The organism is Fenollaria sp. (assembly GCF_057222035.1).
The window spans coordinates 141,505-162,398 of record NZ_JBXXYC010000001.1; the positions used below are offsets into that span (position 1 = coordinate 141,505).

The 20,894-nt window shown below is 33.8% G+C and carries 27 protein-coding genes and 1 other annotated feature; all 27 genes read left to right on the top strand.

All coding sequences use genetic code 11. From position 1 onward, the window contains the following. Positions 1-8 precede the first annotated feature (8 nt). The 27 genes from AC2UOP_RS00730 to AC2UOP_RS00860 all read left to right on the top strand — a co-directional run bounded on the left by AC2UOP_RS00730 (position 9) and on the right by AC2UOP_RS00860 (position 20,890). On the top strand, positions 9-236 hold the full coding sequence (locus AC2UOP_RS00730; RefSeq protein ID WP_019214697.1) for a KH domain-containing protein: 228 nt from the start codon (positions 9-11) through the stop codon (positions 234-236). 3 nt (positions 237-239) lie between these two features. Then, on the top strand, positions 240-728 hold the full coding sequence (gene rimM, locus AC2UOP_RS00735) for a ribosome maturation factor RimM (protein WP_484832310.1): 489 nt from the start codon (positions 240-242) through the stop codon (positions 726-728). Next, a complete protein-coding gene (gene trmD, locus AC2UOP_RS00740) occupies positions 728-1,456 on the top strand; it encodes a tRNA (guanosine(37)-N1)-methyltransferase TrmD (protein WP_085840626.1) in 729 nt (242 codons plus the stop codon). Before rimM ends, trmD begins: the two co-directional genes overlap by 1 nt. A 1-nt stretch (position 1,457) precedes the next feature. After that, positions 1,458-1,805: a 50S ribosomal protein L19 gene (rplS, locus tag AC2UOP_RS00745; protein WP_019214700.1), complete on the top strand. Its 348-nt coding sequence runs from the start codon at positions 1,458-1,460 to the stop codon at positions 1,803-1,805. Between the two features lie 107 nt (positions 1,806-1,912). Further along, positions 1,913-2,752: a ribosome biogenesis GTPase YlqF gene (ylqF, locus tag AC2UOP_RS00750; RefSeq protein WP_106017927.1), complete on the top strand. Its 840-nt coding sequence runs from the start codon at positions 1,913-1,915 to the stop codon at positions 2,750-2,752. After that, entirely contained in the window at positions 2,745-3,371 is a 627-nt protein-coding gene (locus AC2UOP_RS00755) for a ribonuclease HII (protein ID WP_484832311.1), read from the top strand. Before ylqF ends, AC2UOP_RS00755 begins: the two co-directional genes overlap by 8 nt. Further along, on the top strand, positions 3,361-3,738 hold the full coding sequence (locus AC2UOP_RS00760) for a YraN family protein (protein ID WP_480021107.1): 378 nt from the start codon (positions 3,361-3,363) through the stop codon (positions 3,736-3,738). The genes AC2UOP_RS00755 and AC2UOP_RS00760 overlap by 11 nt, the downstream gene beginning before the upstream one ends. Before the next feature lie 2 nt (positions 3,739-3,740). Next, complete coding sequence (locus tag AC2UOP_RS00765) at positions 3,741-5,267, top strand: YifB family Mg chelatase-like AAA ATPase (protein WP_484832312.1); 1,527 nt, start codon at positions 3,741-3,743, stop codon at positions 5,265-5,267. Position 5,268: 1 nt separating this feature from the next. Further along, a complete protein-coding gene (dprA, locus tag AC2UOP_RS00770; RefSeq protein ID WP_484832313.1) occupies positions 5,269-6,351 on the top strand; it encodes a DNA-processing protein DprA in 1,083 nt (360 codons plus the stop codon). A 6-nt stretch (positions 6,352-6,357) separates the two neighbouring features. Continuing rightward, the gene (topA, locus tag AC2UOP_RS00775; RefSeq protein WP_484832314.1) at positions 6,358-8,433 is read left to right on the top strand and encodes a type I DNA topoisomerase; all 2,076 of its coding nucleotides are present in this window, start codon (positions 6,358-6,360) and stop codon (positions 8,431-8,433) included. 53 nt (positions 8,434-8,486) lie between these two features. Then, positions 8,487-8,552: a sequence feature (ribosomal protein L21 leader region), on the top strand. Positions 8,553-8,563: 11 nt separating this feature from the next. After that, on the top strand, positions 8,564-8,875 hold the full coding sequence (gene rplU, locus AC2UOP_RS00780) for a 50S ribosomal protein L21 (RefSeq protein ID WP_484832315.1): 312 nt from the start codon (positions 8,564-8,566) through the stop codon (positions 8,873-8,875). 2 nt (positions 8,876-8,877) lie between these two features. After that, positions 8,878-9,240 (top strand): ribosomal-processing cysteine protease Prp, encoded by a 363-nt coding sequence (locus tag AC2UOP_RS00785; RefSeq protein ID WP_019214707.1) that lies wholly within the window; start codon positions 8,878-8,880, stop codon positions 9,238-9,240. After that, on the top strand, positions 9,234-9,524 hold the full coding sequence (gene rpmA, locus AC2UOP_RS00790; RefSeq protein WP_019214708.1) for a 50S ribosomal protein L27: 291 nt from the start codon (positions 9,234-9,236) through the stop codon (positions 9,522-9,524). The genes AC2UOP_RS00785 and rpmA overlap by 7 nt, the downstream gene beginning before the upstream one ends. Before the next feature lie 55 nt (positions 9,525-9,579). Beyond that, positions 9,580-10,839, top strand: coding sequence for a GTPase ObgE (gene obgE / locus AC2UOP_RS00795; protein WP_249243192.1), 1,260 nt, complete (start codon positions 9,580-9,582; stop codon positions 10,837-10,839). Between the two features lie 8 nt (positions 10,840-10,847). Continuing rightward, the gene (locus AC2UOP_RS00800; protein WP_083304631.1) at positions 10,848-11,141 is read left to right on the top strand and encodes a YhbY family RNA-binding protein; all 294 of its coding nucleotides are present in this window, start codon (positions 10,848-10,850) and stop codon (positions 11,139-11,141) included. Then, on the top strand, positions 11,131-11,721 hold the full coding sequence (gene nadD / locus AC2UOP_RS00805; protein WP_484832316.1) for a nicotinate (nicotinamide) nucleotide adenylyltransferase: 591 nt from the start codon (positions 11,131-11,133) through the stop codon (positions 11,719-11,721). Before AC2UOP_RS00800 ends, nadD begins: the two co-directional genes overlap by 11 nt. Then, a complete protein-coding gene (gene yqeK / locus AC2UOP_RS00810; protein ID WP_484832317.1) occupies positions 11,714-12,289 on the top strand; it encodes a bis(5'-nucleosyl)-tetraphosphatase (symmetrical) YqeK in 576 nt (191 codons plus the stop codon). The genes nadD and yqeK overlap by 8 nt, the downstream gene beginning before the upstream one ends. Positions 12,290-12,292: 3 nt before the next feature. Continuing rightward, positions 12,293-12,634: a ribosome silencing factor gene (gene rsfS, locus AC2UOP_RS00815; protein WP_019214713.1), complete on the top strand. Its 342-nt coding sequence runs from the start codon at positions 12,293-12,295 to the stop codon at positions 12,632-12,634. A gap of 2 nt (positions 12,635-12,636) precedes the next feature. Then, a complete protein-coding gene (locus tag AC2UOP_RS00820; protein ID WP_019214714.1) occupies positions 12,637-13,017 on the top strand; it encodes a RidA family protein in 381 nt (126 codons plus the stop codon). A gap of 9 nt (positions 13,018-13,026) precedes the next feature. Beyond that, positions 13,027-13,980 (top strand): L-threonine 3-dehydrogenase, encoded by a 954-nt coding sequence (locus AC2UOP_RS00825; protein ID WP_070598726.1) that lies wholly within the window; start codon positions 13,027-13,029, stop codon positions 13,978-13,980. A 396-nt stretch (positions 13,981-14,376) separates the two neighbouring features. After that, positions 14,377-15,564 carry a cysteine desulfurase NifS gene (gene nifS, locus AC2UOP_RS00830; RefSeq protein WP_484832318.1) on the top strand — a complete coding sequence of 396 codons (1,188 nt, stop codon included), beginning with the start codon at positions 14,377-14,379 and terminating at the stop codon, positions 15,562-15,564. Beyond that, positions 15,564-16,013 carry a Fe-S cluster assembly scaffold protein NifU gene (nifU, locus tag AC2UOP_RS00835; protein WP_070598727.1) on the top strand — a complete coding sequence of 150 codons (450 nt, stop codon included), beginning with the start codon at positions 15,564-15,566 and terminating at the stop codon, positions 16,011-16,013. The genes nifS and nifU overlap by 1 nt, the downstream gene beginning before the upstream one ends. A gap of 4 nt (positions 16,014-16,017) precedes the next feature. Next, complete coding sequence (locus tag AC2UOP_RS00840; RefSeq protein ID WP_083304633.1) at positions 16,018-17,226, top strand: AI-2E family transporter; 1,209 nt, start codon at positions 16,018-16,020, stop codon at positions 17,224-17,226. Positions 17,227-17,236: 10 nt separating this feature from the next. Next, the gene (gene alaS, locus AC2UOP_RS00845) at positions 17,237-19,870 is read left to right on the top strand and encodes an alanine--tRNA ligase (protein WP_484832319.1); all 2,634 of its coding nucleotides are present in this window, start codon (positions 17,237-17,239) and stop codon (positions 19,868-19,870) included. 66 nt (positions 19,871-19,936) lie between these two features. Next, complete coding sequence (locus tag AC2UOP_RS00850; RefSeq protein WP_019214720.1) at positions 19,937-20,188, top strand: IreB family regulatory phosphoprotein; 252 nt, start codon at positions 19,937-19,939, stop codon at positions 20,186-20,188. A 41-nt stretch (positions 20,189-20,229) separates the two neighbouring features. Further along, positions 20,230-20,661, top strand: a complete 432-nt coding sequence (gene ruvX / locus AC2UOP_RS00855; RefSeq protein WP_249243066.1) for a Holliday junction resolvase RuvX — start codon at positions 20,230-20,232, stop codon at positions 20,659-20,661. Continuing rightward, positions 20,651-20,890, top strand: coding sequence for a DUF1292 domain-containing protein (locus AC2UOP_RS00860; protein WP_106017915.1), 240 nt, complete (start codon positions 20,651-20,653; stop codon positions 20,888-20,890). The genes ruvX and AC2UOP_RS00860 overlap by 11 nt, the downstream gene beginning before the upstream one ends. Positions 20,891-20,894 lie beyond the last annotated feature (4 nt).

Here is a 20,894-nt window from a genome sequence, read left to right on the forward strand (position 1 = left end):
GGGTTAATATGAAAGAATTAGTTGAATTTTTAGCAAAATCTATTGTTGATAACAAAGACGATGTTAAAGTTACAGTTAATGAATCAGCGAACGAGGTCAACATTGATCTATATGTAAATCCAGATGATATAGGCAGAGTTATTGGTAAAGGCGGTAAGGTTGTTAAAGCAATCAGACTTATTGCTGGAGCTACTCTTAAAGACTCAAGAAGAATTAATTTAGAAATAAGGGAATAAATCTTGGATCTTATTAAGATAGCAAAGATTGTCTCTAGTCATGGCTTAAGTGGAGAGGTGAAAATCTTTCCATACACAGATGATTTAAATGGTTTCAAAGAGTATAAAAAAATCTATGTCGATGGAGAAGAGCTTGAGATTATAAGTCAAAAGATAGCTTCAAGATTTATTGTACTTAAGTTAAAGGGCTTTGATTATATTGATGATGTCAAAAGACTTATTGATAAGGATGCTTTTATTGATAAAGCCCAAATGCCTTCACTAAATGAAGGCGAGTACTATGTTCATGAGCTTATAGCTATGGAAGTATATAGTGAGGCTAACGAATTTATTGGCACTGTTAAAGATGTCATGGAAACGGGCGCAAATCATGTGCTTGTTGTTGATCATGACGGAAAGGAAGCACTTATTCCTTTTGTTAAAGCCTTTATCAAAGAACTTGACTTGAAAAATAAAAAGATCAAAGTCAAACTCATAGAAGGTATCTTATGATAAAGTTTAACGTCTTAACGCTATTTCCTGAGATGTTTACAGCACTTACTGATTTTAGTATAATCAAAAGAGCTATAGATAATGAACTTATAGAGATCAATCTTATTAATTTTAGAGATTATTCTAAGGACAAGCACAATAAAGTTGATGATTACCCTTATGGCGGAGGCAGCGGAATGCTTTTAAGAGCGGATGTTCTTAAGGACTGCTTAGAAGACATTAAGCCAAAAAGGCTTATCTATCTTTCACCAAAGGGCAAATTATTCAATCAAGACTTGGCTAAAGAATATTCAAAACTTGACGAGATAACAATTCTTTGTGGGCACTACGAAGGTTTAGATGAGAGGATCATCAAAAACTATGTCGATGAAGAGCTATCTATCGGGGATTATGTATTGACTGGTGGTGAACTACCCGCTATGGTAATCATAGATACTATATCGAGGTTAGTTGATTCAGTAATAAAAGAAGATTCGTATTCAGACGAAACTCACATGTCAAATTTTTTAGAATATCCTCAGTATACCAGACCTTATGATTTGGATGGGGACAAGGTTCCAGAAGTATTACTTAGCGGAAACCATCAAGATGTCGATGACTTTAGACTTATTGAGTCATTTAAGGCAACTGTTAAAAACAGGATAGATTTACTTGATTTTGCTAAGCTAGATAAAAAGGAAATGAAAAATTTGAGAGAAATTTTAAATAAACTAAAGAAGGAGGACTAAGATGGACTATATAAAGATGCTTGAAGCACAACAATTAAAAGACAACATTCCTCAATTTCATGTAGGTGATACTGTTCAAGTACACTATAAAGTTGTAGAAGGTACACGTGAAAGAATCCAAGTGTACGAAGGTACTGTAATTAAGAGACAAAACGGCGGAGCTAAAGAAACATTTACAGTAAGAAGATTGTCTTATGGTATTGGTGTTGAAAGAACATTCTTACTACACTCTCCAAGAATTGACAAAATCGTTCTTGTAAGAAAAGGTAGAGTTAGAAGAGCTAAACTTTATTACTTAAGAGACAGAGTTGGTAAGTCTGCTAAAGTTAAAGAAAAACAATCATTTTAATTAAGTTAAAGACATTCTATATGAAGAGTGTCTTTTTTCTTTGCAATATTTATTTACATTGACTATTTTTTGTGATAATATAGAAGATAGTTAGGAAGGTGTATGTTATGAACATAAATTGGTACCCTGGACACATGAAAAAAACCAGAGAGTCTTTACTAGAGATGTCAAAGTTAGTCGATATAGTTATAGAGCTAATAGATGCGAGAGCGCCTATGTCAAGCACTAACCCAATAATTAAAGAAATTACAGAAAATAAAGCTAAAATAATATTATTAAATAAAGCTGACTTAGCAGACGATAAAGTGAATAAGAAGTGGATAGCTCATTTTAAGGACGCAAAGTGCATTGAGTTTAACGCGAAAAATAAATCAAACGTGAAGAAAATTATTGACTTATCACGCAAAGAGGTCGATAAGTATCATGAAGAGCACAAGCAAAGAGAGCACTTCGGACCTATCAAGGCCATGGTTGTTGGTATACCAAATGTTGGCAAGTCTACTTTTATTAATTTAATGAACAATAGAAAGAGCCTAAAGACAGGCAATAAACCAGGTGTAACTAAGAAAAATCAATGGATCAAGGTCGATAACGACTTTATGCTTCTTGATACGCCAGGCGTTTTATGGCCAAAATTCGAAAGCCAAGAGATAGGCTTGAACCTTGCCTTCATCGGTTCCATCAAAGATGAGATACTTAATAAAGATGATATAGCCATCGCTTTAATTAAATTTCTAAAAGAGCATTATAGCGGTGCGCTTAATGCGAGATACAAGGTGAATGAAGACGCTACAGAGCTTGAAATACTTGAAGAGATAGCGAAAAACAGAGGCTTTATACTTAAGGGCAATGAACTTGATGTATACAAAGCCATAAATATATTAGTAGATGAGTTTAGAAATGGACTTTTAGGAAGAATTTCACTTGAGGAGCCATTAGATGAATAAAGATTATGAAAACAAACTTTTTGATGAAGGTCACAAAATTGTAGTAGGCATAGACGAAGTAGGTAGAGGCCCCTTTTTTGGAGATGTACTTGCTTGCGCCATAGCTTTTGACAAGGACTTTTTTATGGAAGAAGTTAATGACTCTAAAAAACTCAGTCAAAAGAAGAGAGAAAAAATTTATAAAGAGCTTATTAAAAATGCCATTGGCATAGGCATCGGCAAGGCAAGTCCTGAAGAAATCGATGAAATAAACATAAAAGAGGCAACTCATCTAGCCATGCAAAGAGCAGTGGAAGACTTTCATGACGAAATGAACTATAAGCTTAAACCTGATATAATTTTAATTGATGCTGAAAAAATTAAGGTAGATATAGAACAAAGAGCCATTGTTCATGGCGATGCGACTGTATTTACTATAGCTGCAGCAAGTATTGTTGCAAAAGTTTTAAGAGACGCTGATATTACTTATTTAGCTCAGAAGTATCCAGAGTATGATCTTGAGAATAATAAGGGTTATGGCACTAAAAAGCACAGAGAGGCCATTTTAAAATATGGCTCAACGCCGCTACATAGAAAAACTTTTTTGAGAAAGCTTTTGGGTAATAGCGATGCAAAATAATTTTAATAGAAAAGACAATAGAAAAAAAGGGAGATTTGGCGAAGAAGAGGCTAAAGAATTTCTTCAAAATGAAGGATACTTTATACTCGATCAAAACTATCAGGTAAGAGATGGCGAGATTGACATAATTGCAAGAGACGATGAGTATCTAATTTTTGTTGAAGTTAAGGCAAGAAACAAGATGGAATATGGTAGGCCCATGGAGGCAGTTACTAAATCCAAGCAAAAGAAGATAATAAAAACAGCCGAGTATTATCTATACGAGCATCAAAATTTAAATTATCAGCCTAGATTTGATGTTGTTGAAGTAAATTTTTCTACAAATAAAATTAAACATATTAAAAATGCATTTTGGATAGGAGATTGAAGATGTATTCTAAAGTAAATACTTGTGTTTTACAAGGCTTGAACGCAAAGATAATTAATGTTGAAAGCGACTTATCAAGTGGCTTACCACAATTTAATATCGTTGGACTTGCTGATACTGCAATAAAAGAGTCTAAAGAAAGAGTTAGAACTGCAGTAAAAAACTCAGATATAGAGTTTCCAATTAAGAGGATAACCATCAATTTAGCGCCAGCTAATGAAAAGAAGGAAGGTTCTCAGATGGACCTTGCAATCGCCGTAGGTATTTTACTTGCCAATGGTGATATTGACAATCAAGATACTGATGATATGGTCATCATAGGCGAGCTTGCCCTTGATGGCGCAGTAAACTCAGTTCAAGGCGCTCTTCCTATGCTTATATCGATGCGTGATTTGAACGTTAAAAAATGCATAGTACCAGATGCAAATAAAAAAGAGTGCGCAATAGTTGAAGACATAGAGATAATTCCTGTAAAAAATTTAAGAGAAGTGGTTGACTATCTTAATGGTCAAGTTAATATAGAGCCTTATAAAAATGATGAAGAAGAAATTATAAATACAGTTGATGACAGTGTAGATTTTGCTGATATGAAGGGTCAAGAAGGACTTAAGAGAGCTATGGAAATAGCTGCCGCTGGCGGACATAATATGCTAATCATAGGACCACCAGGCTCAGGTAAGACCATGGCTGCAAGAAGACTTGCGACAATACTGCCTGATTTAACGTTTGAAGAAGCTATAGAGATCACTAAGATTTACTCTATATCAGGCTTATTAAAAGATGAAGGCCTTGTAAAGAGAAGACCGTTTAGGTCGCCTCATCACACATCATCAGATGTTGCCTTGATAGGCGGAGGAAGAATACCAAAACCAGGCGAGGTCTCACTTGCACATCACGGCGTTTTATTCTTAGATGAGTTGCCAGAATTTCCTAGAAAAGTTTTAGAAGTATTAAGACAGCCAATTGAAGATGGCGAAGTAACAGTTTCACGTGTTAACGCAACTTTTAAATATCCATCAAAGTTTATGTTTGTTGCTTCAATGAACCCATGTCCATGTGGCTACTTTGGCGACGAAACTCACCAATGCACTTGCACTCAAAGCCAAATTGATAGATACTTAGGAAAAATTTCAAGTCCTTTACTTGATAGAATCGATATTCATATCGAAGTAAAACCTGTTAAATACGATGAACTAAGCTCAAAGACTGAGTGCGAATCATCCGAAACTATTCGTGATAGAGTTAACAGAGCAAGAAAAAGACAGCTTGAAAGATATAAAAATGAAGGTATCATTTCAAATTCAGAGCTTACAAATAAAATGATTAAAAAATATATCAAACTTGATGAAAAAGCTCAAGAAATTATGGAATTTGCTTTTAAGAAATTTAATTTTAGCGCAAGAAGCTATAATAAAATACTTAAACTTGCTAGAACTATAGCCGATTTAGCTGACAGCGACTTAGTTTTAGAAAAGCATGTGCTTGAAGCAATTCAATACAGAACACTAGATAAGAAATATTGGAGATAAGATGGATAATAGAGATGTACTTTTGTATTTAAATAGCATTTATGCGGATAGAGCTATTGTATTTAGCTTATTTGACTTAAACATAGAGCTAAATGATATTATGAATATGGATAGAGCTTCATTAAAAAAGCTAAATTTATTTTCAGATGCAATTATTGATAAAATTATAAATGATGACAAAGAGGCAATAGTTTATAAAATTAAGGAAAAGCTTGATAAGATAGACGCAGACTTTATGACTTTTCTCGATAAATATTTTCCAAGCAGATTGCTTTTTATAGATGATCCACCATATTTATTGTTTTACAAAGGGAAAATTATCGATGAGGACTCAAACTCAGTAGCCATAGTCGGCGCGAGAAAGTCAACAAGCTATGGTCAGCTCGCTTGTAAAGAGATTGCTCGTGATTTATCTATGAAAAAGATTTGTATAATATCAGGTCTTGCGCTTGGCATTGACTCAATCGCTCATCAAACAGCACTTGAGAATGCTAACAGAACCATAGCCGTCATTGGCAACGGCATTGACCAGATATATCCAAGGAGAAATGAAAGACTTTATTCTGAAATTGCTGACCACGGAGCAGTTATATCTGAGTTTCCTCTTGGTGAGCAGCCGCTTAAATTTAATTTTCCAGTTAGAAATAGAATTATAAGCGCCTTATCAAGATTAGTTATAGTTGTCGAAGCGCAAAAAAGAAGCGGCTCACTAATTACAGCGAGACTTGCTCTTGAACAAGGAAGAGATGTTTATGCTGTGCCAGGAAACATTTTCTCGGCTAATAGTGAGGGCTGCAACATGCTTATTAGGGATGGAGCTGGCATATACACAAATGCAGATGACCTAATTGAAACTAGTGGTCTTGTGGACAATTCCATTAGCATGAACAAAGAAAATTTAGATTTAAGTGAAGATGAAAGAAAAGTTTATGATATAATAAAAAATGGCGATGTAAATTATGAGATAATACTTGCAAAAGCAGGACTTGATAGCGCATCCTTATCGGCTCTACTAACTATACTTGAGCTAAAGGGAGTAATAACAAGTCAAGGACAAAGAACATACTATGCGAACAGAAGGTGATGAAAGATGGATTTAATTATAGTTGAGTCCCCAACGAAGGCAAAGACCATATCTAAGTTTTTGCCAAAGACTTATAAGATTATAGCTTCGAAGGGACATTTAAGAGACCTACCTAAAAGTAGGTTTGCGATTGATGTAGAAAATAATTTTGAACCAGAATATATTAATATAAGAGGAAAAGGACCTGTTATTAATGAGCTTAAAGATCTAGCTAAAAAAGCTGATAGAGTTTATCTTGCAACCGACCCCGATAGAGAGGGAGAGGCAATTAGCTATCACTTAGCCTACATATTGGGTATAGATCTTAAAGATCTTGATAGAATTGAGTTTCACGAAATAACAAAAAATGCTGTAACTAAGGCTATAGCTGAGCCTAGAAGCATTGACATGGACTTAGTTGATGCTCAGCAAGCAAGAAGAGTTCTAGATAGAATTGTTGGTTATAAGATAAGCCCTATCCTTTGGAAGAAGATTAGATCTGGCTTATCAGCAGGTAGAGTGCAATCGAGTGCACTTAAACTTATTGTTGATAGAAAAAGAGAGATAGATGCCTTTGTTCCTGAAGAATACTGGAACTTAAAAGCTTTATATAAGCACGGCTCTGAAGAGTACGAAGCAAAGTTTGTTGGCACAATGGATGGCAAGGGCAAAGTTAATAAACTTGATGTTCATAACGTAAAAGAAAAGAATGCCATAGTTAAAGAGATAAAGGCTTCTGAACACATTTGTGAAAGCGTTAAAAAATCTCTTTCATCAAGAATGCCAAGTCCGCCATATACAACAAGTACGCTTCAACAAGATGCATCAAGGATATTAAATTTCTCTTCATCAAAAACAATGAAGGTCGCTCAAAGCCTTTATGAAGGTATAAACATAGGCAAGGGCTCACAAACTGGTCTTATCACATACATGAGAACAGACTCAACAAGGCTTTCTGACGAGGCATGCGGTGCTGCTCAAAGCTATATAATTAATAAATTTGGCAAAGAATATCACAAGAAGAATAATTATGCACATAAGCAGTCAAAAAACGCACAAGACGCGCATGAAGCGATTAGACCTGTTAATATAAATATAAATCCAAGCGAAATTTCAAAATATTTATCGCAAGATGAATTAAAACTTTATAGATTAATATGGCAAAGATTTTTAATGACGCAAATGGCGAGCGCAAAATTTGATACATTGACAATAGATTTTGCCTCAGGTAAATATATTTTTAGAGCAAATTACAAGAGCTTAAAATTTGATGGCTTCTTAAAAGTATCTTCTTATGAAAAATTTGACGAGAAAAAAGATGTCAAGCTTAAAGCAAATGATAAAGTTGATTTAGAAAAAATTGAAGGCGAGAAAAAATTTACTCAGCCTAAGAGTTATTATACAGAAGCAACTTTGATTAAAGCGCTTGAAGAGCTTGGTATAGGTAGACCAAGTACTTACTCACCAACTATATCTACGCTAATCAATCGTAATTATATCGAGATAGAGAAGAAAATGTTTATACCGACTGAACTTGGTATATCAGTAACAAAACTTTTGGAAGATAACTTCAAGTCTATAGTCGATGCAAAATTTACTGCTTATCTTGAGAGCAAACTTGATGATATATCAGTTGGAAAGCTTGAGTGGAAGGACGTTATAGCTAGTTTTTATAAAGATTTTATCAAAGATGTAGAAAAAGCTGAAAAAGAAGCTAAAGATTATGAACTTAAAGACGAAGTGAGTGACGTAAAATGTAAATTATGCGGAAGACCTATGCTTATAAAGAGATCAAGGTATGGCAAGTTCCTTGGCTGCTCAGGTTTTCCTGAGTGCAAATACACAGAAGCAATCGTTGAAAAGACTGGAGCTGTGTGCCCTAAGTGCGGTCACGACATTATAAAGAAAAAATCAAAGACAGGCAGAATTTTTTATGGCTGCTCAAACTATCCAAATTGTGATTTTGCTACCTTTGATGAAGTTTATTCAATACCATGTCCTAAGTGTGGAAAGTATAGAACAATAAAAAGAAAAAGCAAAGAAAACGTTATTACGTGCCCAAATTGTGGCTTCGAAGAAGTGATTGAGAAGAAAAAAAGCTAAAATATAAAAAATATTGAAAAAAAGCTTGACATTTTCATCATTTCTGATATAATAGTTAGGTAAACCGCACAGAATTGGTTTTAAGTTAATCACCAATAATGGCGAGACTAAATTAGAGGAGGTATTAGACTTGTACGCAATAGTAGAAACAGGTGGAAAGCAATACATGGTTAAAGAAAACGATGTAATCCACGTAGAAAAGTTAGAAGCTAACGAAGGCGACGAAATTAGCTTAGAAAATGTACTTTTCGTCTCTAATGATGGGGATAACAAAGTAGGTAAACCTTACGTTGAAGGTGCTAAGATTACTTGCAAAGTTTTGAAACAAGGTAAATCTAAAAAGATTATCGTTTTCAAATATAAACCTAAAAAGAACGAAAGAAAGAAAAAAGGTCACAGACAACCATTTACAAGACTAGAAGTAACTAAGATCGAAGCTTAGTTATGACTACAGTAACTTTTTTCGAAAAGGATGGCAAGATATTAGAATTTGAATTTGATGGACATGCAAATTACGCACATGAAGATGGCATAGTTTGTGCGAGTCTTTCAGCACTTTCAATATCAACAGTCAATTCTTTAGAAGAAATAGCAGGATTAAATGAAAACGAAGAATATTTCGTTGAAATTTATGAAGATGAAGATAAAGACGAGGTTAAATTAAATTTTAAGTATAAGACAGATGATCCTGACAAGGACTACATAAGTCAAATACTACTTAGGTCTTTATTACTAAGCGTTAAAAATATATATAAGGAATACTCTGATAGAGTAGCTTTATATGTGAAGGAGGTAAAGAAATGTTAAAAATTAATTTACAATTATTCTCCTCTAAAAAGGGACTTGGTTCTTCAAAAAACGGTAGAGATAGTAAGCCAAAAATGCTTGGAACAAAGCGTGGAGACGGCCAATTCGTTCTATCAGGTAACATTCTAGTAAGACAAAGAGGAACAAAGATTCATCCCGGTAATAATGTCGGTAGAGGAAAAGACGATACACTTTTTGCTATGATTGATGGCGTTGTTAAATTCGAAAGAAAAGACAAGAAAAGAAAACAAGTAAGTGTATATCCAAAAGAAGTTTTAGCATAGTTTGAAGGAACCGGTACACGGTTCCTTTTTTTAAGGTGGTGATAATGTGTTAGACATGGTAGTTTTAGAACTAAAAGCTGGTAAGGGCGGCGACGGCATGGTTGGCTGGAGAAGAGAAAAGTTTGAACCTGCTGGAGGACCCTACGGTGGCGATGGAGGCAAGGGAGCATCCATAATTTTAAAAGCTGACTCAAATATGAGAACGCTTATAGATTTTAAACATAAAAGAATATTTAAGGCTGATAATGGCGAAAACGGCAAGAATAAATTGCAATATGGTAAAGATGGCGAGGACATGATACTTAAGGTTCCTGTTGGAACACTTGTTAAGGAGTTTAATTCAAAGGGACTTATTATGGACTTAAAAAATGATGGCGACGAAGTCATCATAGCTAAAGGCGGCAGAGGCGGCAGAGGTAATGCAAAATTCAAAAACTCTGTAAGGCAGGCACCAACATTTGCAGAGCCAGGTAAAAAAGGTGAAGAGATAAAAGTAATACTTGAGTTAAAGCTTATAGCTGACGTTGGCTTCATAGGCTACCCAAACGTAGGCAAATCATCACTTTTATCGGTGATTTCAAGAGCAAAACCAAAGATTGCTAACTATCACTTTACAACACTTGAGCCAAACCTTGGTGTAGTTACAACAAAGGATAACAACAGCTTTGTTGCAGCTGACATACCAGGGCTTATTGAGGGCGCGCACGAAGGACTTGGACTTGGCCATAGCTTTTTAAAGCATATAGAAAGGACTAACGTACTTGCTCACGTCGTTGATGCATCAAGATCTGAAAGAGAAAATCCGATTGAAGATTTTAAAAAGATAAATGAAGAATTATTTTCATATAATGAAAAATTAAAAGATAAAAAGCAATTAGTCGTATTAAATAAGGCTGATTTAGTTTATGAAAAAGAAGAGTTAGAAAAGCTTCAAAATGAGTTTAAACAGATGGGCTACGATAGCGTTATTACAAGCAGCGCAACACTTGAAGGCGTTGAGATGCTTAAGTATAAGCTATATGACATCATTAAAGACATGCCAAGAAATGTTAACGAAACATTTGACGATACTGTATACATTAAAGAAGATACAGACATTCCAGTTCATGTATATAAATCAAATGGCATTTATTTCGTTGAAGGAACTAAGGTAGAAAACGTTTTAGCCGGCGTTTATGCAGATAATATAGATTCGCTAAGATATTTCCAAAGATTCCTTGAAAAAGAAGGCATCATGGATGAACTTAGAGAGCTTGGACTAGAAGACTCAGATACAGTCGATGTATGCGGCTTTGAGTTTGATTATTATAGTTAGGTGATATTATGACAGGAAAAGAAAGAGCGAAATTAAAATCAATCGCACAAAATTTAAAAGCAACATTTCAAATAGGTAAGGATGGTATTTCAGCTGAATTTATCAATCAAATCGATGATTATTTAGAAAAGAATGAAATTGTTAAAATTAGAGTTTTAAATAATTCATCAGAAGATGTTAAAGAAGCACAAGCTTTTCTTATGGAAGAGTTAAACTGTGAATTCGTTCAACAAATTGGCTCAATATTTGTAATTTATAGAGAGTCATTAAAAAGACCTAGACTTTTACAAGATGAAAAATAAGATACTTATTTTTGGCGGCACGTTTAATCCCATTCACAATGGACATTTAATCTTGGCTGAAAACTCAATCAATGAAGAGGGCTTTGACAAAGTAGTTTTTATCCCAACTATGAATCCATATTATAAGGATACACTTGATTTTGATACAAGACTTAAAATGTTAAAGATGGCGATAAAGGATAATGATAAATTTGCCTACTCAAGCATAGAGAAAAAATATAACTTAGAGGGCAAACTTTATTTAATACTTGAAAAAATTTCAAAGCTTAGTGATGATGACGTCACTATACTTATAGGCTCAGACAGTCTTATGAATCTTGATTGGTGGTACAAGGTAGATGAGATACTTAAAAAATATAAAATACTAGTACTAAGAAGAGATGATGAGGACGAGGCCATTGAGATGAAGATTAATGAGTACAAAGAAAAGTATGGAGCCCACATAAAAGTTTTAAATAACAAAAGAGTAGAGATATCATCAAGCATGATACGCGAGATGATTAAAGAAGGAAAGTCTATTAAATATCTTGTTAGGGATGATGTAGAAAAATTTATAAAGGATGAGAACTTATATGTATGATATTGAAAAGTTTAAAGAAAAACTTAAAAGTGAAGTAAAAGAGTCAAGGTATGAGCATTCTTTATCAGTTATGAATTTTTCTGTTGAACTTGCAAAATATTACGGCGCAGATGAAGAAAAAGCAAGGGTTGCAGGACTTTTACATGACTGCGCAAAATATAAAGATACTGATAAGATATTGCAAAAGGCAAAAGAATTTGATATAATAATTAGTGGTGATTTAAGTCACACAATAAAAGTACTTCATGCTTTACTTGGATACTATATAGCAAGAGATGAGTACGGAATAAAAGATGAGGAAATACTTTTAGCAATAAAAAATCACGCTCTTGGAAGAGAAAATATGAGCGACTTAGAAAAGATTGTGTTTTACGCAGATTTTGCAGAGCCTTTAAGGACTTATGCTATGGCTGAAAAGCTTAGAGAGTTTAAATATGAAGGCCTATCAAAAGCGGCATATGAAGCAGTGAACTATAACCTATGCTATTTATTAGAAGAGGGTTTATATGTTCATCCACAATCATTAAAAACGAGAAATTCTTTATTATTGGAATTGAAAGGAGAATAATTTTTGGAAATTAAAGAGAAATTAGAAATAATTCAAAATGCAATTGAAGCTAAGAAGGGCTTTGATATTGATACTATATTTATAGGAGAAAAAAGCTCTATTGCTGATTATTTTGTAATCTGTTCAGCCAATAATAAATCACAAGCTGAGTCAATCATGGACGAGGTAGACGAAAAACTTGCTGTGCAAGGAATTTTGCCAAGACGCGTTGAAGGAAAGGCGACAAGCAATTGGATAATTATGGATTATGAAGACATAATCGTTCACATATTTTTAAGCGATGACAGAGAGTACTATAATCTTGAAAGATTATGGAAAAATTTAGAAATAGAAAGTGAGGAATAACTATGAGTCTAAAAACTGTAGACACTAAAAAGGCACCAGGTGCTGTAGGACCATATTCTCAAGCGATTGCTTTTGAAAGATTTTGTTTCACATCAGGACAATTACCAATAAATCCTGAAACAGGAGAATTAATCTCTGACGATATTGAAAAAGCTACTGAACAATCAATTAAAAATGTAGAGGCAATTTTAAATGAAGCTGGCTTTACATTAGAAGATGTAGTTAAAACAACTATCTTTGTAAAAGATATGAAAGATTTTTCAAAAGTTAATGGTGTTTATGAAAAATACTTCTCAAGTCATAAACCTGCAAGATCTTGCGTAGAGGTATCAACTCTACCTAAGAATGGGCTTATCGAAATAGAAGCAATTGCATACAAATAGGAGGAAGAAATGAGAAAAGTATTAGTTACTGGAGCTTTAGGACAAATCGGTTCTGAACTTGTAAAGAGATTTAGAAAAGAATATGGCGACCACAATGTTATTGTATCAGATGTTAGAGAATTACCTGAAAGAAAAGACATCATCGATGCAGGTCCATTCGAATTAATCGACGTTACTGATGGTAATAGAATTAAAGAAGTAGCCGATAAATATAAAGTAAACACTATAGTTCACTTAGCAGCACTTCTTTCAGCAGTTGGTGAAAAAGTGCCACAAAAGTGCTGGCAAATAAACATGGGCGGTTTATTCAACGTTCTTGAAGTTGCTAGAGAAAATGAATGCCAAGTATTTACACCAAGTTCAATCGCTTGCTTTGGACCAGAAACACCAAAGGATAAGACACCTCAAACAACATTACAAAGACCAACATCTATGTACGGCGTAACTAAGGTAGCTGGAGAAAACCTTTGCGATTACTATCACTTAAGATTTGGTGTTGACACAAGAGGAGTTAGATTCCCTGGCATCATCTCATACGATACACTTCCAGGCGGAGGAACAACTGACTATGCTGTTGATATCTATTATGATGCAATTAAAAAAGGTTCATACGAATGCTTCATCAAAGAAGGTACATACATGGATATGATGTATATGCCAGATGCTTTGAACGCAGTAATTCAACTTATAGAAGCTGACGGATCAAAACTAATACACAGAAACGCATTTAATATCGCTGCAATGAGCTTTGAACCAGAAGAAATTAAAAAGTCAATACAAAAATTCATGCCAGAATTTACTATGACATACAATGTTGACCCAGTAAGACAAGCAATTGCAGATTCATGGCCAAACTCATTAGACGATAGCTGTGCAAGAGCAGAATGGGGCTGGAAGCCTGAGTATGACCTTGACACAATGAGTAAAGACATGCTTGAAAAGCTAAAAGAAAAACTAAAATAATTAATTAAAAACAATTTAGTTAAAAAATTATGCAAAACAGAGTGAGAAATCATTCTGTTTTTTTGTGTTTATAAAATATTTTCTTGGGTATATATAGGTCGAAGAAAAGAAATTTTGGTAAATTGTTTCATTTGAACATATAAAATAATTAAGTTTATTAAAAGAATTTTATCTCAAACGCTCTTAGTATTACAAATTCTTATACCTGAGAAAAAATTTAAGATTGCTTGACAAATATTTATATATATAATATAATATGAATACAATTGAATATAAACATATACATATTACGGGCCAATCATATTACATAAAGAATTTTATTATCACATACATATACATATAAAAATAAAATAGGGATTTTTTATTTTTGTATGATTTTATAAAAGGGGGATTATGATGGGCTTTATTTATTTGGATAATGCTGCAACAACAAGAGTTAGAAAAGAAGTTATAGATGCTATGCTACCATATTATGGAGAAAAGTACTTCAACGCATCAAGTCTTTACTCACTAGCAACTGATGTAAAGAAGGATGTGGTAGAAGCAAGAGAAAAGATTGCATCATACTTTAACTGCAAGGCAGATGAAATATATTTTACAAGCTGTGGCTCAGAATCAGACAACTGGGCTTTAAAGGGATGTGCTTTTAAGTACAAGGATAAAGGTAGACACATAATTACAACAAAGATTGAGCACCCAGCTATACTTAACACATGCAAATTCCTTGAAAAGGAAGGTTTTGAAATAACATACCTAAGCGTTGATTCAGACGGTTTTATTGACCTAAAAGAGCTTGAAAACGCTATAAGAGAAGATACTATACTTATTAGTATAATGTTTGCAAATAATGAGATAGGAACTATTGAGCCAATCAAAGAAGCAGCTGCTATAGCTCATAAGCACAATGTTTTCTTCCATACAGACGCTGTTCAAGCAGTTGGTAATGTTAGGATAGACGTTCAAGACTTAGGTGTTGACATGATGAGTTTATCAGGACATAAACTTTATGGACCAAAGGGCATAGGTGCTTTATACATCAGAAAAGGTGTTAATATTGACAATTTAATTCATGGTGGTGGACAAGAAAGAAAGAGAAGAGCAGGAACTGAAAACACTGCTGAAATCATCGGTCTTGCAAAAGCTATAGAATTATTATATGATAATTTTGATGAGCACAATAATTATCTAAGAGATAAAAGAGATAGATTAGTTAAAGAAATTATGGAAAAAATTCCATATACACTATATAACGGAAGCAAGGACGAAAGCAAGAGATTACCAGGAAACGCTTCATTCTGCTTTAAGTACGTTGAAGGCGAAGCTCTTCTACTAATGCTTGACGCTTCTGGCATAGCTGGCTCAACAGGTTCTGCGTGTGCATCAGGTTCACTTGATCCATCACATGTACTACTTGCTATAGGCTTACCACACGAAATTGCTCACGGTTCTTTAAGATTAACATTCTCAGAAGAAATCACTGATGAAGATGTAGACTACGTTGTAGATAGTCTTGTAAAGATTATAGAAAGATTAAGACAAATGTCTCCTCTATATGATGAGGCTATTGCGAAAGGAGAAATATAATGTTATATTCTGAAAAAGTTATGGATCACTTCATGCATCCAAGAAATGTAGGAGAGATGGAAAACCCAAGTGGTGTTGGCGAAGTTGGTAACGCAAAGTGCGGCGACATCATGAGGATGTACCTTAAGATAGACGAAAACGATATAATTACAGATGTTAAGTTTAAGACTTATGGCTGCGGTACAGCTATCGCATCATCATCAATGGCTACAGAACTTATTAAAGGAAAGTCAATAAATGATGCTATAAACCTATCTAACAAGGAAGTTGCTGAAAATTTGGATGGACTACCACCAATTAAGATGCACTGCTCAGTACTTGCTGAAGAAGCTATCAAGGCAGCACTTTATGACTATCAAGAAAAGTCTGGTCACAAGGTAAAAGGTCTTGAAAATTACGAACCACCAAAAGATGATTTACATGACCACGATCATGTAGAACTAGACTAAAAAGATGAACTTATTAACAAGTACAAGTAACGAGAACATTATTAGTTTGATAAATCAAGGAGGAGCCTTAAATGGTATCCTCCTTGGTTTGCAAATAATAATATTAGCTTTGGGGATATATTATCTTATTAATATAGGTAACAGACACGTTGAAGACGGCGAAAGACTTATATTTTCTAAAACTGTAATCATAAAATTTATTATAGCAGTTTTGGCGGTGCTTTTCTTCATATACATATACAAGAGCTTCCTTATGGTAAGAACGGTAACACTATCTATACTAGTTGCGGCAATGCTTGCGTACTTTTTAAACCCTATGGTGAAAAGCGTGCGTAAAAGACTTAAGATTTCGGAGACTCTTGCGATTTTAACTGTTTTTCTAATAGTTGTTCTTATATTTTTAATCTTAGGATTCACAGTATTTCCTAAGACTATTTCTGATATCAAAAATCTGATAATTAAATTCCCAGAGTATTATGAACAAACGCTTAAATCAATCAATGAATTTTTAAGTCAATATGAAATTCTTAAAGGAATAAATCTTGATAATAAGCTTATAGTTGATAATTTATCAAAAATTTATAAAACACAAACAGCCAACGCGGGCAATTTTTTACTTGCTTCTGCTAAGAATGTTATGAGTTTTGTATTTTCTTTGGTGCTAACACCAATATTTGCTTTTTACTTTTTAAAAGACAAAGAGCAAATAAAGAATAGATTCAAAGGACTTTTACCAGAATCTAAAAAAGAGAGACTACTAAGACTATTCTCAAACATTCATGATGATATGACTAAGTATGTCATTGGCAAGATTAAGATGGCAATTTTCGTTGGATTTGCAACATTTATAATGCTTCTTATCTTAGGGGTTGAATTTTCTTTTGTTATAGGTATAATTACTTGTGTTGCTGACATAATTCCTTATGTCGGACCACTTATGGGTTTAGTGCCAGCCTTTGTTTTTGGTTTTATAGAAAGTCCAATAAAAGCACTTTGGATACTTATTATGTATTTATTCCTTCAATGGGTAGAAAATAACATAGTCGGACCAAAGATATTATCAGAAGAAACTGGCTTTCATCCAATAGTTGTTTTATTCCTTTTAGTATTAGGAGCGTCACTATTCGGATTTTTAGGTATGATACTAGCTGTACCTATTGCACTTGTTATAAAAACGGTGTATAATGAGTATATTGTAAATAAAAATAATTAGAGGTGTATACATGAAAAATTTATCTTTAGACCAAATAAGAGATGAATACTTAAATTTCTTTAAAAATCAAGGTCACTTAGCTGAAAAAAGTTTTTCGCTAATACCAAAGGATGATAAATCATTATTATTAATAGGTGCTGGTATGGCACCACTTAAAAAGTTCTTTACAGGCGAGTTAAGTGCTCCATCGAAGAGGATGACTACTTGCCAAAAGTGTATCAGAACTGGCGATATCGACAACGTTGGTAAAACTGATAGACACGGAACTTTCTTTGAAATGCTTGGAAACTTCTCTTTTGGAGATTATTTCAAAAAAGAAGCAATTCATTGGGCATGGACCTTACTTACAGAAAAATTTGAAATAGAACCTGAAAAGCTATGGATCACAGTATTTAAGGATGACGACGAAGCCTTTGATTTATGGGTAAAAGAAGGTCAAGATCCAAAGAGATTAGTAAGACTTGGCAAAGAGGATAACTTCTGGGAGCTAGAGACAGGTCCATCAGGTCCATGTACTGAAATTTTCTACGATAGAGGAGAAAGCTACGGCACATTAAAAGACTTTGATGACGGTGTAGAAAACGAAAGACTTATAGAAGTTTGGAACCTAGTATTTACTCAATTTGATAGAAAATCAAAAGATGAATATGAACCGTTAAGCCATCCTAATATAGATACTGGTATGGGCCTTGAAAGAATGGCATGTGTTATGCAAGGTGTTCACTCAATTTTCGATATTAAAGAAATCAGAAGCATTATTGAAGAGATTGAAAGACTTTCAAATAAAAAATATAAAGAAAATGAAAAAGACGACATATCTATAAGAATAATCGCTGACCACGTAAGAAGCATGACATTTATGGTTTCAGACGGCATTATACCATCAAACGAGTCAAGAGGTTATGTACTTAGAAAGATAATTAGACGTGCGATCAGACACGGCAAGCTTCTTGGCATAGACAGACCATTCTTAGCTGATCTTGTTCAAAAAGTTATCGATGGCTGGTCATATCACTATACAGAACTTGCTCAAAATAAAGACACTATAATCAAGATTATAAGCGCCGAAGAAGCTAAATTTGAAGAAACTATCAATCAAGGTATGAACATACTAAACTCATACATTGATGAGCTTAAAAAAGAAGGAAAGAAGAGTCTTTCTGGCGAAAAAGCTTTCATTCTATATGATACTTATGGCTTCCCATTTGATATAACTAAGGAAATTCTTGAAGAAAATGGAATTTCTGTAGATGAAGATGAGTTCAATAAGAACATGCAAGAGCAAAAGCTTAGAGCAAAAGAAAATGCTCATATAGAAGACTCTGGCTGGAACAGTGACCTAAATCTTGACATTTATGAAAATTATAAGAATGAATTTATCGGCTATGAATTCAATGTTAATGATGATGCTAAGGTAAATGCTATAGTTAAGGATAAAAATCTTGTTGACTCAATCAAGGAAGGCGACAAAGCCATAGTTATACTTGATAAAACACCTTTCTACGGTCAATCAGGTGGACAAGTTGGTGACGTCGGTACGCTTAAAAATGATAAGGCTACTTTAAGGGTAATCGATACAAAGAAGACTAAGACTGGACTTGTGCTTCATGAAGTTGAAGTAGAATCTGGCGAATTAAAAACTGGCGATAAGCTAGACGCTGAGATTGATTACAAGCTTAGACAAGATACACGCAAGAACCATACTGCAACTCACTTACTTCACAAAGCTTTAAAGATGGTTTTAGGCACTCACGTTAATCAAGCAGGTTCCTTAGTTAGCCCAACAAGACTTAGATTTGACTTTACACACTTCCAAGCAATGACTGCTGAAGAAATAAAACAAGTTGAAAATATTGTTAATGAAAGCATTTTTGATGCTATAGATGTTGATACATCAGTAGTTAGCTTAGAAGAATCTAAAAAAATGGGCGCAACAGGTCTATTTGAAGACAAATACGGCGATTTTGTAAGAGTAGTTAAAGTTGGCGATTTCTCAATGGAATTATGCGGTGGTACTCACGTTAAAAATACTTCTGAAGTAGGAATATTTAAGATAGTTCAAGAAACTGGTATAGCTGCAGGCGTTAGAAGAATCGAAGCTTTAACAGGCAGAAACACATATAAATACTTAAATGATAACGAGGCTGAATTAGATAAGCTTAGCGAAACATTTAAAACTAATAAAGAAGACCTTATTAATAAGGCTGAACAAACAATTACAGATTTAAAAGATAGAGAAAAAGAAATAAAAGATTTAAAGAACAAGATACAAAATGCAGAGCTTAAAAATCTTGATAGTGAAGTGAAAAATATTAACGGTATCAATTATATAATTAGTGTGATTGATGCTGGCAATATGAACGAATTAAGACAAGCAGGCGACAAGCTTAAAGATAAAGTTAAATCAGGTATAGTTATGGTAGCTGCTGATATCGGAGGTAAAACATCATTTATCATAACACTTACAAAAGATATTGTAAGCAAGGTAGTTACAGCAAACATCTTGATGAAAAACATCGCTCCATTACTAGATGCTAAGGGCGGCGGAAGAGATGACATGGCTCAAGCTGGTGGAGGCAACTCAGACAAGCTTAAAGACTTTGAAATAAGGGCTGAAGAAAAACTAAAAGAGATATTAGGCTAATTATTATAAGAAATAATCATTGAAGACTTCGCTCTTTTATGATATACTATAGGTAGAGGTGATAGTATGGATAAGAAATTTGATGAGACAATGAAATTTAATATTCAAAAGGAAACAGTTCAATCACCAAAAGAAATATTAAATAAAGTTTGTGAAGCTCTAGAAGCTAAAGGATACAATCCTATCAACCAAATTATAGGATATATCTTATCAGGCGATCCGACATATATAACAAGCTACAACGATGCGAGATCGATGATTATACAAATGGAAAGAGATGAGCTTTTGGAGGCAATACTCGTTGATTATTTGAAATGATTAATAGGGGCTTATAACCCCTATTATTTTTAGGTGAAATTATGGAAAGAATTTTAGCTTTAGATGTTGGCGATAAAACAGTTGGTCTTGCGATTTCAGATGAATTGCAAATCATTGTCACAACACTAAACACAATTTTTAGAACTTCAAAATTAGAAGATAGAGACAAATTAAAGGAAATCATTGATCAGTACGGCGTAAAAACTTTAGTTGTTGGTCTTCCTAAGAACATGGATGGAAGCCTTGGACCACAAGCAAAAAAAGTAAAAAAGTACATGGATTTTATGAGAAAAAACATAGAAAATATTGAAATTGTCTATGTAGACGAGAGACTAACTACTGTTAGTGCGACAAGAGTTTTAATTGATACGAATGTGCGCAGAGAAAACAGAAAAAAGTATGTTGACTCAATCGCTGCGAATTATATTTTGAGAACATATTTAGATATGCAAAGGGGAAAAAATGGAGAATAAAATATTGCTTCATGACGATAACGGAAAAGAGATAGAATTTATCGTAGAAGCTACATTTGAGATAGATACTGAAAAGTATATAGTAATGTATGAAACAGAAGAAGATGAAGACTACTATATAATGAAGTATACTGAAGATAAAGAAGGAAATTTAGTATTCATAGGCTTAGACGATGAGGAGCTAAGAGAAGCTCAAGAAGCTTATGAAGAATTAGATAAAACAAATTAATAAA

What these genes read in the sequence shown, in the direction of transcription:
- AC2UOP_RS00800 (WP_083304631.1), top strand. Translation starts at nt 10,848, where the DNA reads ATGACAGGAAAAGAAAGAGCGAAATTAAAATCAATCGCACAAAATTTA.
- obgE (WP_249243192.1), top strand. Translation starts at nt 9,580, where the DNA reads ATGGTAGTTTTAGAACTAAAAGCTGGTAAGGGCGGCGACGGCATGGTT.
- AC2UOP_RS00850 (WP_019214720.1), top strand. Translation starts at nt 19,937, where the DNA reads ATGGATAAGAAATTTGATGAGACAATGAAATTTAATATTCAAAAGGAA.
- ylqF (WP_106017927.1), top strand. Translation starts at nt 1,913, where the DNA reads ATGAACATAAATTGGTACCCTGGACACATGAAAAAAACCAGAGAGTCT.
- AC2UOP_RS00755 (WP_484832311.1), top strand. Translation starts at nt 2,745, where the DNA reads ATGAATAAAGATTATGAAAACAAACTTTTTGATGAAGGTCACAAAATT.
- AC2UOP_RS00840 (WP_083304633.1), top strand. Translation starts at nt 16,018, where the DNA reads ATGAACTTATTAACAAGTACAAGTAACGAGAACATTATTAGTTTGATA.
- nifU (WP_070598727.1), top strand. Translation starts at nt 15,564, where the DNA reads ATGTTATATTCTGAAAAAGTTATGGATCACTTCATGCATCCAAGAAAT.
- topA (WP_484832314.1), top strand. Translation starts at nt 6,358, where the DNA reads ATGGATTTAATTATAGTTGAGTCCCCAACGAAGGCAAAGACCATATCT.
- AC2UOP_RS00825 (WP_070598726.1), top strand. Translation starts at nt 13,027, where the DNA reads ATGAGAAAAGTATTAGTTACTGGAGCTTTAGGACAAATCGGTTCTGAA.
- AC2UOP_RS00730 (WP_019214697.1), top strand. Translation starts at nt 9, where the DNA reads ATGAAAGAATTAGTTGAATTTTTAGCAAAATCTATTGTTGATAACAAA.
- AC2UOP_RS00860 (WP_106017915.1), top strand. Translation starts at nt 20,651, where the DNA reads ATGGAGAATAAAATATTGCTTCATGACGATAACGGAAAAGAGATAGAA.
- AC2UOP_RS00765 (WP_484832312.1), top strand. Translation starts at nt 3,741, where the DNA reads ATGTATTCTAAAGTAAATACTTGTGTTTTACAAGGCTTGAACGCAAAG.
- nifS (WP_484832318.1), top strand. Translation starts at nt 14,377, where the DNA reads ATGGGCTTTATTTATTTGGATAATGCTGCAACAACAAGAGTTAGAAAA.
- rplS (WP_019214700.1), top strand. Translation starts at nt 1,458, where the DNA reads ATGGACTATATAAAGATGCTTGAAGCACAACAATTAAAAGACAACATT.
- AC2UOP_RS00760 (WP_480021107.1), top strand. Translation starts at nt 3,361, where the DNA reads ATGCAAAATAATTTTAATAGAAAAGACAATAGAAAAAAAGGGAGATTT.
- alaS (WP_484832319.1), top strand. Translation starts at nt 17,237, where the DNA reads ATGAAAAATTTATCTTTAGACCAAATAAGAGATGAATACTTAAATTTC.
- ruvX (WP_249243066.1), top strand. Translation starts at nt 20,230, where the DNA reads ATGGAAAGAATTTTAGCTTTAGATGTTGGCGATAAAACAGTTGGTCTT.
- AC2UOP_RS00820 (WP_019214714.1), top strand. Translation starts at nt 12,637, where the DNA reads ATGAGTCTAAAAACTGTAGACACTAAAAAGGCACCAGGTGCTGTAGGA.
- dprA (WP_484832313.1), top strand. Translation starts at nt 5,269, where the DNA reads ATGGATAATAGAGATGTACTTTTGTATTTAAATAGCATTTATGCGGAT.
- AC2UOP_RS00785 (WP_019214707.1), top strand. Translation starts at nt 8,878, where the DNA reads ATGACTACAGTAACTTTTTTCGAAAAGGATGGCAAGATATTAGAATTT.
- nadD (WP_484832316.1), top strand. Translation starts at nt 11,131, where the DNA reads ATGAAAAATAAGATACTTATTTTTGGCGGCACGTTTAATCCCATTCAC.
- yqeK (WP_484832317.1), top strand. Translation starts at nt 11,714, where the DNA reads ATGTATGATATTGAAAAGTTTAAAGAAAAACTTAAAAGTGAAGTAAAA.
- rpmA (WP_019214708.1), top strand. Translation starts at nt 9,234, where the DNA reads ATGTTAAAAATTAATTTACAATTATTCTCCTCTAAAAAGGGACTTGGT.